The following is a 13843-nucleotide window of genomic DNA, read 5'->3' on the forward strand; positions in this document are numbered from 1 at the left end:
CGCCTCAGCAGGCGACGTCGGTCAGCGGCCGGGACCCGGCCGGGGACCCGGCGCGCGCGAGCAGGGCGGCGGCGTGGGCGGCGGAGGCGAGCGTGATGTGCCGGTGCCAGCCGGCGAAGGTGTGCCCCTCGAAGTCGTACAGCCCGACCCGGCGGCCGGTGCGGGTCACGTCCCGGGCCACGCGGGCGGGGGTGGCGGCCAGCCGGACCAGGGTCGCCACGGGGGCGTTGACGAGGTCGGTCAGCCAGAACGCGGCGTCCTGGCGGGCGTGGGGGTCCGTCTGCACCAGCAGGACCTGGCGCTGCCGCGGGCCGGGCGGCGCGTCGGCCGCCCGGCAGGACAGCCGGGCCACCTCCCGTACGCCGGCGGCCGGGCCGGGGGCGGGGATCCGGTTCCAGCGGCCCGTGGGCCGTCCGGCCGCCAGTTGCCGGGCGGTGGCCAGGGGGCCGGCGGGGCGGCCGTCGGCGGTGAGGGGGACCAGCAACTGGGAGGTGCTGATGCGGAGCAGGTAGGGGATGCCGGCCGCGGCGAGCCGGGCGGCGACCCGGCCGGCCCCGGAGTGCCGGGCGTCCAGCAGGACCGGCGGCTGCGCCGGACCGGTGGCCCGCGCGGTGTTCAGGACGAGGGCGATCCCGGCCTCCGCCTCGTCCACGGCGGCGGCCTCCTCGGGGATGCCGGCCTGCCGGCGCAGACGGGGGTCGTCCAGCCAGCGGGCGGTCAGCCGCAGATGCCAGTCGACCGGGTAGCCGCCCTGCGCGCCGGCCGCCCACAGGCCCACGGCGCGCTGGGCGTTGACGGACCGTCCGGTGCGCGGGTCGGCAAAGTAGTCGGTTCCCACGCCGGTGCGGCCGGTGCGCGGGGTGGTGGCGGTGTGCACCACCCAGGCCGTGGGAGGCGCGAGGCGGACCATGTGCGCGGCCAGCGCCGCGCGCAGCGGGCGCCACGGCCAGGTGGAGTCGCTGACCAGGTGGTGCAGCCGCTGCGCGTCGGCCGGCGCCCCGGTCCGCGAGGCGATGTTGCGGATGCTCTTGCGGCCGGTCGTCGCGAGCAGCCCACGGATGTACAGCTCCCCGCTGCGCCGCTGGTCCCGCCGGGGCAGCGGCCCGAGCACCTGCCGCACCAGCTCGCCGACCACACCGTCGTACGCCGGGTCCGCGCCGCCGTACTCCCCGGTCGTCCTGTCGTGCTCCCCGGTCGCCCTGTCATACGTCCCGGTCGCCCCGTCGTACGTCCCGGTCGCCCCGCCGTGCGCCCCGTCCGGGCCGTCGTACGCCCCGTGCGAGCCGTGCGAGCTGTGCAAGCCGTACGATCCGTCGTCGCCCTCGGGGCCCGTGGCCGCGCCCGGCAGCGGCAGCCGCGTGGGGGCCGGGGCGGCGGGGTTCACCTCGCCACCCGGGTGTAGGCGGCGTGCAGCAGCGCCGGGTCGGGGTTGTCCAGCAGCGCGGGGCGGCCCGGGGCGTCGAGGACGACGAGGCTCAGCCGGCGGGCGCGGGACCGGCCGTCGGTGCTCAGGGCGGCGTTCAGCCGTTCCCAGGCGTGCCGCGGGTGGGACGTGGGCAGGCCGAGTGCTTCCAGCACACCGCGGTGCCGGGCCACGTGGTGGTCCGCCAGCCGCCCCGCCGCGCGGGCGAGTTCGGCGGCGTACACCATGCCGACGGACAGGGCGTGGCCGTGCCGGACGCGGTAGCCCTCGGTGTGCTCGAGGGCGTGGGCCAGGGTGTGGCCGTAGCCGAGGAACGCGCGCCCCCCGGGGCCGTCCGTCCCGGCGACGAGTCCGGCTCTGAGCCGTATCGAACGCTCGAGGAGTTCCGCGGTCAGGTCGCTCCCGGGGTCGGTGGCCGCCCGCGGATCGGCCTCGATCGGGTCCAGCAGGTCCGGGTCGGCGACCAGCGCGGTCTTGACGACCTCGGCCAGCCCGCCGAGGTGGTCGGCGGGCGGCACCGTACGCAGCAGGTCGAGGTCGCACACGACGCCGGCCGGCTGGTGGCGGACGCCGACGAGGTCCTTGCCCTGGGGGATGTTCAGCGCGCCGCGGCCGCCGTCCGCGGCGCCGACCATGCCGAGCAGGGTGGAGGGCGCCAGGACCAGGCGGATGCCGCCCTGCCAGGTGGCGGCGAGGACGCCGGCCAGGTCGGCGGTGGCGCCGCCGCCGAGCGCGACGACCGCGTCGGAGCCGGTCAGGCCCGCCTGGGCCAGGCACGTCCACAGGTAGACGAGGACGCCCGCGTCCTTGGCGCTCTCGCCGGCGGGCACCGGCAGCGGGACCACCTGGCGTCCGTGCCGTTCGAGTTCACCGGTGACACGGGCGGCGTCCGCCGCCAGCGCGGGCGGGTGGACCAGCGCGACCTTCAGCGCGTGCTCGCCCAGCAGGCGGTTCAGGTCCCCGGCGAGGCCGTGCCCGACGACCACCGGGTACGGCGCCGGGCCGGCCCCCCGGGGGACGGGCCCGGCGGCCGGGTCGGCGGACCGCACGACCCGGGCGGCCGACTGCACGACCGGGGCAGCTGCCTGGGCGGCGAACCGGGCGACCTGGGCGACCGACACGGCGGCCCGAGTGGCCTGAGTGGCCTGGGCGACCGACGCGGCGGCCCGGGCGGCGGACCGCTCGCCCGGGGCAGCGGCCTGGGCGGCCGGAGCCGTCGGGGCGGTCACCGTGCGGGCGGAAGACGAAGAGATCATGGAGCGCCTCACTTGACGGCCAGATGGGTCAGGTAACTGCGGTGGTTGCGGGCCGTCTCGGCCACGCTGTCCCCGCCGAACTTCTCCAGCGCCGCGTCCGCGACGACCAGCGCGGTGACGGCCTGCGCGACCACGGCCGCGGCCGGCACCGCGCACACGTCGGAGCGCTGGTGGTGGGCGACCGTGCTCTCGCCGCTGGCCACGTCCACGGTGGCCAGCGCCCGCGGCACGGTGGCGATCGGCTTCATCGCCGCCCGCACCCGCAGCACCTCGCCGGTGGAGATGCCGCCCTCGACGCCGCCGGAGCGCCCGGTGGCGCGGCGCAGCCCGTCGGCCCCGGGCAGGATCTCGTCGTGCGCACGCGAGCCGGGTACGTCCGCGAGCGCGAAGCCGTCGCCGAACTCCACGCCCTTGATGGCCTGGACGCCCATGAGCGCCCCGGCCAGGCGGGCGTCCAGCCGGCGGTCCCAGTGCACGTGGGAGCCGAGGCCCGGCGGCAGCCCGTGCACCAGGACCTCCACGACTCCGCCGAGGGTGTCCCCGGCGCGGTGCGCGCGGTCGATCTCGGCGACCATGGCGGCCGAGGCCTGCGGGTCGAAGCAGCGCACGGGGTCCGCGTCGAGCCTCGCGGTGTCCCCGGGCCCGGGCAGCGCGGCGCCGGGCGAGCGCCGTCCGCCCAGGGCGACGACGTGGCTGACGAGTGCGATGCCGTAGGCCTGCTGGAGGAAGGACTCGGCGAGGCGGCCCAGGGCGACCCGTGCGGCGGTCTCCCGGGCGCTGGCCCGCTCCAGGACCGGGCGGGCGTCGTCGAAGCCGTACTTCTGCATGCCGGCCAGGTCGGCGTGGCCGGGGCGGGGCCGGGTCAGGGGCGCGTTGCGGGCCTGGCCGGCCAGCGCCTCGGCGGGTACGGGATCGCCGGCCATCACCGCTTGCCACTTGGGCCATTCGGTGTTGGCGATGCGGACGGCGACCGGGCTGCCGAGCGTGCGGCCGTGGCGCACTCCCCCGGCGAAGGCGACCTCGTCGCGTTCGAACTTCATCCGGGCGCCCCGGCCGTGCCCCAGCCGGCGGCGGGCGAGGGCGTCGGCGATGTCGCCGGTGGAGGTGTGCACACCGGCGGGCAGACCCTCGAGCACGGCGGTCAGGGCCGGTCCGTGCGACTCACCGGCGGTGAGCCATCGCAGAGTGGACAATGTGCTTCCTTCGCGGGGTTGGGTGGGCGGCCGTGCGGTGGCCGCCGGGGGGCCGGGCGGTGCCGGGCGGGCCGGGCGGATGCGCGCCGGGCGGTGCGGGTGCGCGCCGGGCGGTGCGGATGCGCGCCGGCTATTCCTGGAGCAGGTCGGGCTGTTCGGCGACGATCTCCTCCCACAGCAGCTGGAAGCTGAAGCGGCCGAGCTGTTCGTCGCCGAATCCGTCGCGGGCGGCGAGCGCCTGCCCGTGGGTGAGGGGCTCCGGGGTTCCGGCGGCCCGGGCGAGCAGTTGCACCCGGGCGCAGCTGTCGTAGGTGAGGAACCAGTGCACCGCCTCGTCCAGCGAGCCGCCCACGGTGATCAGGCCGTGGTGGCGCAGCAGGACCGCCCGGTTGTCGCCGAGCCGGTGCGCGATGTCACGGCCCTGGGCCACGGAGACGGAGGGTCCCTCGTAGTCGCCGTAGAGCACCTGGCGGCCGTAGAAGGCGGCGGACTCCTGGTCGATGGGCTCCAGCAGCCGGCCGAGGGCGCCCAGGGCGCGGGAGTGGGGGGTGTGGCCGTGGGCGGCGGCCGTGGCGTGCGGGTGCAGTTCGTGGATCTGGGAGTGGATCACGAACGCGCTGGGGTTGACGGGGTGGTGGCCGCTGACCACCCGCCCCTCGCCGTCCACGCAGATCAGGTCGGCGACCCGGACGTGCCGGAAGGAGACGCCGAACGGGTTGACCCAGAAGCGGTCGGCGTGTTCGGGGTCGCGCACCGAGATGTGGCCGGAGATCCCTTCGCCGAAGCCGTACTTGCCGAACAGCCGGACGGCCGCGGCCAGGCGCTGCTTGCGGTGCCGGCGGGCCTCCTCGTGCGTGGCGAACCGGGGTTCGGCGGGCAGGGGCAGCCCGGTGGCGGTGTCGGCCAGGTGGGACGGGCGGGGCAGTCGGGGCTCGGTGGTGGCCGTGGTGCCGGCGGGGCGGGGCTCGGTGGCGGCCGTGGGCGGGGTGCCGGGCGGTCGGGGCGGTCGGGGTTCGGTGGCGCTCGTGGTCGTGGTCGTGGTCATCGGGAACGTTTCCTTCCTGGTGCCGTGCCGTGCCGTGCCATGCCGTTCGGTTCCGTTCAGGTCCGGTCCGGTCCGGTCCGGTCAGGCCGCGGTCAGCCGGGCCGGGCCGCGGGGGGCGGTCACGGTGGCGAAGTCGTCGCGGATCGCGCTGACGATGTCCTCGCTCCGGTCGACCAGCGAGGGGATGCCGAAGGTGAAGAACAGGGCCCCGGCGGCGATGTTGCCCAGCCCGTACAGGCGCGGGTCGGGCCGTCCGTCGCGGGTGAGGCGGCTGGTGGCGCGGGCCAGGTGCAGCCCGCCGTGCGGATGGCGGCCGGCGGCCCGCGCCCGGACCAGCGAGGTCACGAGGGACACGGCGCGGGCCGGGACGCGTCCGTGGGAGGCGTTGACGGCGTTGACCACCTTCGTGGCGCGGAACCCGGTGCCGTCGGCCGCGAGCACGTCGAAGCCGCCCTCCTCGGCGGGCACGACGTCCAGCAGCCCGGAGACCATCCTCAGCTGCCCCGCCTCGACCAGGCCGAGCAGCACCGCCGCGCTGCTGGGCGGCATGGGACAGCACAGGCTCATGACGGTGCGGTGGTGCGCGCGCAGGATGTGCAGCCGGTCCTCCTCCCGCAGTACGGGCCACAGGTCGGGGCCGGTCTCCGGTACGGCGCGCTGGAGGATGCGCAGTCCCAGGTGCGGGGAGTCCACCTCGCCGAGCTGCCGGCGCAGCCGGTCCACCGGGTCCTCCGTGTCGACCCGTTCGATCTCGCGGACGACGGCGCCGGGGTCGGCCCCCGCGTCCCGGAACTCCGCCCGCAGCACCGCGGCGACGTCCTCGAGGGTCAGCTCCCGCCGCGCCGCGGCCTCGTGGCGCACCCGCTCGGGCGTCAGGTGCCGCAGTCGTAAGGGAACGGGCCGCTGCCGTACGCCGGGCAGCACGCCGCGCCGCGACAGCAGGCTGATCGGGCCGCGGTGCCCCCGGGCGGCCAGCGAGAGCACGATGTCGACGGCGGTCAGGCCGCTGCCGATCACCGCCACGTGGTCGTCGGCGGCGATCCGCCGCAGCGAGCGGGAGACCGGGTAGGGGTCGGCGACGAAGCCGGGGAGGCCGCTCAGTCCGTAGAGGTCCCGGGGGCCGTCGCCGCCGACGCACAGGACCGCGTAGTCGACGGCGCGCGCGGGCCCGTCGCCGGCGTCCAGCAGCACCCGGCGGGGTTCCCGGACGGCCTCGGTGACGGCGCGGGCGACGATCTCGACCCGCCAGCCGCCGCGCCGCAGCGCGTCCACGGCGGCGTTCGCGGACTCCTCCAGGTACTCGCCGTAGAGCGGGCGCGGTGCGAAGCGGACGCCGGAGAAACGGTCGGCGTCCTGGGCGCATGCGGTGGCGGAGCCGGTGGTGCGGTCGCGGGCGGCCAGCCAGCGCGCGAAGTGGTCGAGGTCCCCGGCGCGTACGGACATGTCGTCGGGCGGCGCGTTCACGCGCACCGTGTCGCTGTCCACCTGGTACGCCCTGCCCCGCCACAGGTGCCGCGACGGCTCGAACACGGTGAGGCTGCCCGGCCCGGTCCCGCTGCGGGCCAGCGCGTCGATCAGGCAGACGGCGGCCGCGCCGCCGCCGACGACGCCGATCGAGATTCCTGGGGGCATGTGTCAGTCACCAATCGATGTACGGAGCACGAAGCACGAAGCACGAAGCACGGAGTACGGAGCCCGAGTACGAGCCGCCGAGGGGGCGCCGGCCGCGGACGCCGCACCGGCCGGCGGTGGCGCGCATACGGCAGGGCGGCGCGGGAGCAGAGGCGTTCGACTTCAGTGACTGTAGGTAGTGATCAGGGGGCCCACTTGCCGCGCAGCGCACCGGCTTTGGCGGAATCACGCGCACCGTTTCCCGCCCCCGAACGGCGACAGGAGCACGGCGGCCGGTCCCGGTGGGACCGGCCGCCGTGGGGGGAGAGGCGAGGTGTCGCGGGCCTCGCGCGGTGGGGCTCGGAAGGTGCTGCGGAGTGCTCGGACGCTCGGATGCTCGGAGTGCCCCGGAGTGCTCAAGGGCGCTCGGAACGTGCACGCGGGACACGGCCTCGGGCCGCGCCTCAGAGCGGGGTGCGCCGTAGAGCGCGCGCCTCGGCGCAGGGCGCGACCGGCACCGCGGCGGCGTGGCGCCCGTGCGGGGCGGGCACCCGCTGCGCCTGCGCGGCACGGACCTCCCGGCGGGCCTCCTCGGCGATCTCGATGATGCGCTCGGCGTGCGGTAACAGCGTCATCCCCGCCTCGGTGAGGGCGAGTTGACGGCGGCTGCGGTCGAACAGCTCGGTGCCGACGGACTCTTCCAGGCTCTTGATCTGGGCCGTCACGGTCGACTGGGCGTAGTGCAGGTTCCGCGCGGCCCGCGTGAAGCTCAGCTCGGCCGCCACCTCACGGAATGCGCGCAAGTGCTGGAACTGCATGACACGGCTCCCTTCTCCGGCCACGGGCTACCTACCGCCACATAACATACCAGCTTGCCTGTATTCTTTCGACACCCCGACGGCGGTGCGACGCCGTGTCAGGTCGCCCTGGGCCCCGGCCCCGCGTCCGCCCGACAATCGGACGGCACCGGTCCGCCCGCCCACGCCCAGGAGACCGCCTTGCCCGACGCCCGCCGGCCGGCCACCGCGCCCACCGCCACTGCCCCCACCACCGCGCCCACCGCCACTGCCCCCACCACCGCGCCCGCCACCACCAGTGCTCCGCACCCGTCCGAACTCTGGTACGCGGGACCGGACATGGGGCCGGTGGCGGTCCTGGTGGGACTGCCGGGAGCGGGCAAGTCGACCGTGGGGCGGTTGCTGGCCGGACGGCTGGGCGTCGGCCTCCGGGACACCGACGAGGACGTCGAGCGCCGTACCGGGCAGAGCGTGGCGGAGATCTTCGCGACCCAAGGGGAGGGCCGTTTCCGGGAGTTGGAGCGGGCGGCGGTGCGCGCCGCGCTCGCCCACCACCGCGGGGTGCTGGCCCTGGGCGGCGGCGCCGTCGAGGACCCGGGGACGCGGGCGCTGCTCGTGGGCGGTCCGGTGGTCCATGTCGACGCCGGGGTACGGGAGGTGCTGGGCCGCCGGGGTGCCGTCACGGGGCGTCCGCTCCTGGCCGGGGACGCCGCCGTCCGGCTGCGGGAACTGGCCGCGCGACGAGCGCCGTTGTACCGGGAGGTCGCCCGGGTGACCGTGACGCCGGACGGCCGGGGCGCCGAGGAGGTCGCCGATGCGGTGCTGCGGGCCCTGGCGATGGGGTGAGCCGGCCGCCCATGCCGGTCCGCGCCCGTCCCCGCCTGTCCTTGTCCGCCCTTCCGGCACCGGACTACCGTGCCGGAGTGGACCTCATCTCACACCCCGTGGATCTCTTCTCACGCTCGTGGACGGCCTTGCGCACGGCGGTCGCGGAGCTCCCGGACGAGGACTTCGCACGGCCGTCCGGCTGCGCCGGCTGGCTCGTGCGGGACCTGGTGTGCCATCTGGTCATCGACGCGCAGGACGTCCTGATCACCCTTGTGACCCCCGCCGACACGGAGCCGACCCGCGACGCGGTGACCTACTGGGAGGTCTCCGGGACACCGCCGACCGGTGAGGACCCGCTCGACGCGCTGACCGTCCGGCTGGCCGCCGCGTACGAGGAGCCGTGGCTGCTCAAGTTCCACTTCGACGACGTCGGTTCCGCCGCCGGCCGCGCCGCCGGACTCGCCGACCCGGCCGTGCGGGTCCGCACCCGCGACGAGGTGCTGACCGTGGGCGACTACCTGTCCGCGTACGTCCTGGAGTGGACGCTGCACCACCTCGACCTGGTCGCGTACCTGCCGGGCATGGCGGGACCGCCCGCGGAAGGGCCGGCCCGGTCGCGGGAGATGCTGGAGAGGATCGCGGGCGCCGCGTTTCCCGCGTCGTTCTCCGACGCGGACGCGCTGCTGGTCGGTACCGGACGGCGCGCCCCGACCGACGCGGAGCGGGCCGCACTGGGCGAACGGGCCGCCGAACTCCCGCTCGTCCTCGGGTGAGCAGGCCGGCCACCCGGGCCGCGACCCGGCTCCGGCGCCTACGTACGCCCCGCACCACCCGTGCGGGTGCGCGCGACGCCGTCTCGCGGGGAGGGGCTGTGGGGGGTTGGTGCGGGTCCGCCGCCGGGCCCCCTGATCCTGCGGCGGACCCGTTCACTCGGTGGGCTGCCGCTGCCGCTGCCCCTTGAGTCCCTCCTGCTGTCCCTCCTGGGCCCCCTGCGCCTCCTGCTTCGCCCGCTCGACCCTGGCCATGAGCCGCTTGCCGCGGTCCGCGGCGATGTCGAGCTTCTCCAGTGTCTCCGGCGTCGCGATCGCCCGGGCGAGGGAGCGGTAGAGGACGGCGACCCGTTCCTCCAGGTCACTGCGGTCGCTCATCACCTCCGACATCAACTGCACCCCGCTGAACGCCCCGACGATCATCTGCGCGGCGTCGGAGACGTCCACACCGGGCAGCAGCTCCCCCCGCCGCTCGGACTCGGTGAGGATGTCCACGTGCACGTCGATCCACGCCTGGTACGGGACACGCCGGTCGATCTCGTGCACCTGGTCCACGGCCAGCCGGATGCTTCCCTGGAGCATCCGGTCGAAGGTGAGCCGGTGGCTCACCAGCAGCCCCACGTCGAGGGCTTCCTGCAGCTTGACCGGATGGTCGGCCGGCGGCATGTCCAGATAGCCGAGCTGACCGCTCACCTGCTCGTCCAGTACGGCCTGGGCGAGCTCCACCTTCGAGGGGAAGTGGAAGTAGAACGCTCCCTTCGTGACCCCGCACCTGCTGTAGACGTCGAAGATCGTGGCCCCCGCGTAGCCGTGTTCCGCGAAGACCTCCCCGGCCGCTTCCAAGATCGCTTTCCTGGTCCTGAGCGCACGCTCTTGACGCGCCACGCGGCCTCCCATCTGTGCCCGGCCGTCCGGGGGACGGCAACCATGTGCCCTGACGCCGGTTCATCTTTCCCGTTGAAAAACAAACCCGCATGCCTGTACCTTACCGAGCGCGGGGGGGGATCAGCCATACTCCACGCCTCATGCACCTCGCCACACGTCATGCACCTTCACCCAGAAAGAAGCGGCAATGACCTTGAGTGCTACGGCTACGGCAGTCCGGAACAACCACCGGGGGACGCACCACGCCACACATTCCGACGCCGCGACGCGCGTCGAAGCGCAGGTCCAAGCGCAGGTCGAAGCGCACGTCACAGCGAACGCCGCGGCCGGGGACACGCAGGCCGCACCGGTTCTGCCCGTCGACAGGACGCTGGTGCACCGGGCGCACCTGAAGGACGTCCTGCCCACACAGCTGACCCAGCACAGCGACACCAGCTTCACCGTCTCCGCGCGCTGGCCGCGCGAGCACGCGCTGTACCTCACGCCGGACGGCCGGTACACCGCCTCACTCGTGCTGGAGACGATCCGCCAGACCACGCTCCTCGTCTCGCACGCCGGTCTGGGCGTGCCGCTCGGGCACCACTTCGTGATGTGGCAGCTGTGCCACCGGCTCGACACCGGCTGGCTGCCGGCCCGGTCCGCCGACCCCGCGTCCGTGACCCTGGAGGTGGAGGTCACCGAGGTGCGACGGCGTGCGAGCGTGCCGGCGAGCGTGTCCATGGAGATGGTGCTGAAGTCGGGGGACCGCACGGTCGGCAGCGGCTCGATCCGGTTCAACATCACCTCGCCCGCGGCCTACCTGCGAATACGCGGCCAGCTCCCCGACACCTCCACCCTGGGGCCGACGGCCGCGCTGCCCGCCCCGATCGACCCGTCGATCGTGCACCGCAGCCGGACCTGCGACGTGGTCCTCACCGAGGACGCCGACGGCGGGTGGCAGCTGCGCGCCGATCCGTCCAACCAGCTCTTCTTCGACCGGCCCAACGACCATGTGCCGGCCATGGTCCTCGTCGAGGCCGCCCAGCAGGCCGCCCATCTCAGCGCGGCGACCGGGCGTTTCCACCCCCAGGCCTCCGAGATGACCTTCAGCCGCTACGTCGAACTCGGCACGCCGTGCCGGATCGAGGCCCGTCCCGGCATCGCCGAGGACGGCAAGGCCCACGTCGAGGTGACGGGCCATCAGGACGGACAGCTCGCCTTCACCATCCGCTTCGAGCAGTCCGTCACCCGCTGAGGCCCCTCTCGGGCCAGGGCTTTCCCGACGCAGGGCCTTGAGGGCCCGGGGCGGCACGCCGCCCGCATCACCGGGGAGGACGCCCGGCACCGCCGCTCCTCCCCCTCCCCCCACTCGGGCCGTCCAGCGACGGCCGGCGTGAACGCTCCCCCGGCTCCCCGGTGCCCCATCACCGCGCGGTGCCGTGCGTTCACCCGGCCGGCCGTCCCGTCGTACGGCGCTCGTCGGGGCGTTCCCACACCGCCCGAGGTCCGTGGCGCAGCCGTGCGCGGCGCAGCCCTTCGCGGCGACAGCCCTTGGCGGCACAGCCGTTCGTACCGTGCCCGATGCCGGCGCCCCCGTGTTCCCGACTCCGGCGTACGACAGCCGACGGCCGACGGCCGACGGCCGACACTCCGGCCGTTCCGCCGTCCGGTGCCCGCCGCCCTTCCGGGCGGCACCCGCCCACCTGCCCACCCGTCCGGCGCGTGAACCACGCAGTCCGGCCGGGTCGTCGTTCCCGCGAGCCGGCGACCGAACCGCGTCGTGCCGCGGGAGGGCACTGAACGCACGGGACGGCAGCACGCTCCCCATGAAAGGAACCCGGAAAGGAGGAGGACGTCCGGCCGGCCTCGCCGTCTACGCGAGGAGACACACGCGCTCAGGCACGTGTCCGATCCGCTCCGGCCGAGCGGCCGTCACCGTCATGCGCCGTACCTCCGCCATGCGCCGTACCTACGCCACGCGCCGGCCCGCCCAGGGCACCGTCACCGCGTCACGGCCGGCAAGGGTGGGACCACCACGGTCAGCGCACCGTCCAGCCGCCGTCGACCGGCACGGTGGCCCCGACCACGAAGGAGGCCCGGTCGCTGCACAGCCAGGCCGCCGCCTCGGCCACCTCCTCGGGTTCCGCGATGTGCGGGAGGGGAGCCGCGTCGAGCAGCAACTCCCGTGCACCCGGGTCCTGCTGGAGCCAGGTGTCGATCATCTCGCTGTGCGTGGAGCCGGGCGCGATCGCGTTGATACGGATGCCCTGCGCCGCGTACTCGACGGCGGCGGCCTTGGTCAGGCCCAGTACGGCGTGCTTGGAGGCGACGTAGGGGGCGGCGACCGGGGTGGCCACCAGTCCGGCGGTGCTGCTGGTGTTCACGATCGCGCCGCCGCGCGCGAGCATCACGCGGATCTGGTGGCGCATGCAGTTCCACACCCCGCGCACATTGGTGTCCATGAGCGTGTCGTACACCTCGTCCGGCATGAGGTGCATCGGCGTCTGCATCGCACCGGCTCCGGCGTTGTTGAAGGCGACGTCCAGCCCGCCGAACCTGCTCACCGTCCGGTCCACGGCGGCGGACACCTCGCCGCCGCACACGACATCGGCCTTCACGTAGTCGGCCTCGTACCCCTTGCCCCGCAACTCCTCGACCAGAGCGGCCAGCCGGTCCTCGCGCCGGGACACCAGCATGACGGCCGCCCCTTCGCGACAGAACACCCGGGCGGCGGCGGCCCCGATACCGCTGCTCGCTCCGGTGACAAAGGCACATTTGCCTGCGAGGAGGCCCCGTTGCGTCATGATCCCAAGCTATCGGAGGAAGGCCTTCCACTATCGCTCCGGCAAACCCTTGGCCTGATCGTCTTCCTCCCCGTCCGCCCCCGGCACGACTCGTGCCCTTCGGGGGGCCTGCGGCCCGTCGCGTCGACTTGACGCACCCGGCCTGAATCCAGCGCTGCGCGCGCACCGCGCGCCTGAACCGTCCGCACCCGCACGCGGCTGAAAGGGACGAGCACATGGCAGGACAACGCATTCTGATCACGGGGGGCACCGGATTCGTCGGTGCCAGGGTGGCGTCCCTGCTCGCCTCCGCCCATCCCCACCCCAGCGCGCCACGGCTCCGCCTGCTGGTCCACCGCAGCCGGCCACGGCTGCCCGGCACCGGCCGGGTGGACGTGCACCGGGGCACCCTGAGCGACCCCGCCTCCCTGCACGGCCTGTGCGACGGCGTCGACACCGTGCTGCACCTGGCCTCCCAGATCGGCGGCAGCCCCGAGCAGTGCCGTGCGGTCAACGACACCGGCACCCGGGCGCTGCTCGCCGAGGCGGAACGGGCCGGTGTCACCCGGATCGTCAAGCTCGGCACCACGGCCGTCTACCGCGACGGCCGCCATCTGGGCGCTGCGGAGGGCGAGTTGGCCGTCGGACCGGTGTCGCCGACCAGCGTCACCCGGCTCGCCGGCGAGGAGCGGGTGCTCGCGGCGGGCGGCCTGGTGCTGCGCCCGCACCTGGTCTACGGCGCCGGAGACATGTGGGTGGTGCCGTCGATGGTGCGGTTCATGGGTGTGCTGCCGCACTGGGTGGACGGTGGCAGGGCGCTGATGTCGGTCATCGGCGCCGACGACCTGGCCTGGGTGATCGCCCGCCTGGCGCTGACGTCGCGGCTCCCGCGCGGTGAGGTCCTGCACGCCGGGCGCCCCGAACCGGTCAGCGGCCGGGAGCTGTTCACGGCGGCGGCGCGGGCCGTGGGCCTGCTGCTGCCCGACGGCGAGGTCTCCCACGCCCAGGCCCGCGTCTGGCCCGGCACGCACGACGACCCGCAGTGGCGGCGCCGGCTGTCGCTGCTGACGGTCGACCACTGGTACGACACCTCCAGGCTGTGGCGGCTGCTGGGACAGACGCCCGCAAGGAGCTTCGCCGAGGACTTCGCCCTGGGCGCGCCCTGGTACCGCTCCCACCTCGCGGCCGAACGACGGCAGGAGGCGGCCCCTGTTCCGGTCCCGGTCCCGGTCCCGTCCGTGGCCCCGCTCCCGGCCGCGGTCCGGTAGGCCGG

12 protein-coding genes are annotated in these 13843 nt (G+C 75.1%); 4 read left to right on the top strand and 8 right to left on the bottom strand.

Annotation, left to right across the window (positions count from 1 at the left end; all coding sequences use genetic code 11):
* Positions 1-4 precede the first annotated feature (4 nt).
* The 6 genes from ACI2LW_RS27090 to ACI2LW_RS27115 all read right to left on the bottom strand — a co-directional run bounded on the left by ACI2LW_RS27090 (position 5) and on the right by ACI2LW_RS27115 (position 7346).
* Positions 5-1384 carry a transposase gene (locus tag ACI2LW_RS27090; protein ID WP_404733838.1) on the bottom strand — a complete coding sequence of 460 codons (1380 nt, stop codon included), beginning with the start codon at positions 1382-1384 and terminating at the stop codon, positions 5-7.
* Positions 1381-2679, bottom strand: a complete 1299-nt coding sequence (locus ACI2LW_RS27095; RefSeq protein WP_404733839.1) for a 3-dehydroquinate synthase family protein — start codon at positions 2677-2679, stop codon at positions 1381-1383. The genes ACI2LW_RS27090 and ACI2LW_RS27095 overlap by 4 nt, the downstream gene beginning before the upstream one ends.
* Before the next feature lie 8 nt (positions 2680-2687).
* Positions 2688-3872 (bottom strand): chorismate synthase, encoded by a 1185-nt coding sequence (aroC, locus tag ACI2LW_RS27100; protein WP_404733840.1) that lies wholly within the window; start codon positions 3870-3872, stop codon positions 2688-2690.
* 130 nt (positions 3873-4002) lie between these two features.
* The gene (locus tag ACI2LW_RS27105) at positions 4003-4917 is read right to left on the bottom strand and encodes a class II aldolase/adducin family protein (protein ID WP_404733841.1); all 915 of its coding nucleotides are present in this window, start codon (positions 4915-4917) and stop codon (positions 4003-4005) included.
* 81 nt (positions 4918-4998) lie between these two features.
* On the bottom strand, positions 4999-6549 hold the full coding sequence (locus ACI2LW_RS27110; RefSeq protein WP_404733842.1) for an FAD/NAD(P)-binding protein: 1551 nt from the start codon (positions 6547-6549) through the stop codon (positions 4999-5001).
* A gap of 443 nt (positions 6550-6992) precedes the next feature.
* A complete protein-coding gene (locus ACI2LW_RS27115; RefSeq protein WP_404733843.1) occupies positions 6993-7346 on the bottom strand; it encodes a LysR family transcriptional regulator in 354 nt (117 codons plus the stop codon).
* Positions 7347-7526: 180 nt separating this feature from the next.
* Between ACI2LW_RS27115 and ACI2LW_RS27120 the strand changes: the two genes are divergently transcribed.
* Both ACI2LW_RS27120 and ACI2LW_RS27125 read left to right on the top strand, forming a co-directional pair.
* A complete protein-coding gene (locus ACI2LW_RS27120) occupies positions 7527-8171 on the top strand; it encodes a shikimate kinase (protein ID WP_404733844.1) in 645 nt (214 codons plus the stop codon).
* Between the two features lie 98 nt (positions 8172-8269).
* Positions 8270-8926, top strand: a complete 657-nt coding sequence (locus tag ACI2LW_RS27125; RefSeq protein ID WP_404733903.1) for a maleylpyruvate isomerase N-terminal domain-containing protein — start codon at positions 8270-8272, stop codon at positions 8924-8926.
* A 153-nt stretch (positions 8927-9079) separates the two neighbouring features.
* Here ACI2LW_RS27125 and ACI2LW_RS27130 read toward each other — a convergent pair whose 3' ends face one another.
* Positions 9080-9820 (bottom strand): ScbR family autoregulator-binding transcription factor, encoded by a 741-nt coding sequence (locus ACI2LW_RS27130; protein ID WP_404733845.1) that lies wholly within the window; start codon positions 9818-9820, stop codon positions 9080-9082.
* Positions 9821-9995: 175 nt separating this feature from the next.
* Between ACI2LW_RS27130 and ACI2LW_RS27135 the strand changes: the two genes are divergently transcribed.
* Positions 9996-11042: a ScbA/BarX family gamma-butyrolactone biosynthesis protein gene (locus ACI2LW_RS27135; RefSeq protein ID WP_404733846.1), complete on the top strand. Its 1047-nt coding sequence runs from the start codon at positions 9996-9998 to the stop codon at positions 11040-11042.
* Positions 11043-11826: 784 nt separating this feature from the next.
* Here the strand turns inward: ACI2LW_RS27135 and ACI2LW_RS27140 are convergent.
* Entirely contained in the window at positions 11827-12591 is a 765-nt protein-coding gene (locus ACI2LW_RS27140; protein ID WP_404733847.1) for a glucose 1-dehydrogenase, read from the bottom strand.
* Positions 12592-12806: 215 nt separating this feature from the next.
* Between ACI2LW_RS27140 and ACI2LW_RS27145 the strand changes: the two genes are divergently transcribed.
* The gene (locus tag ACI2LW_RS27145; protein WP_404733848.1) at positions 12807-13838 is read left to right on the top strand and encodes an NAD-dependent epimerase/dehydratase family protein; all 1032 of its coding nucleotides are present in this window, start codon (positions 12807-12809) and stop codon (positions 13836-13838) included.
* The last annotated feature ends 5 nt before the right edge of the window (positions 13839-13843 follow it).

This window comes from Streptomyces sp. NPDC004065 (genome assembly GCF_044903565.1).
In the GTDB taxonomy this organism is placed as follows: Bacteria; Actinomycetota; Actinomycetes; order Streptomycetales; family Streptomycetaceae; genus Streptomyces.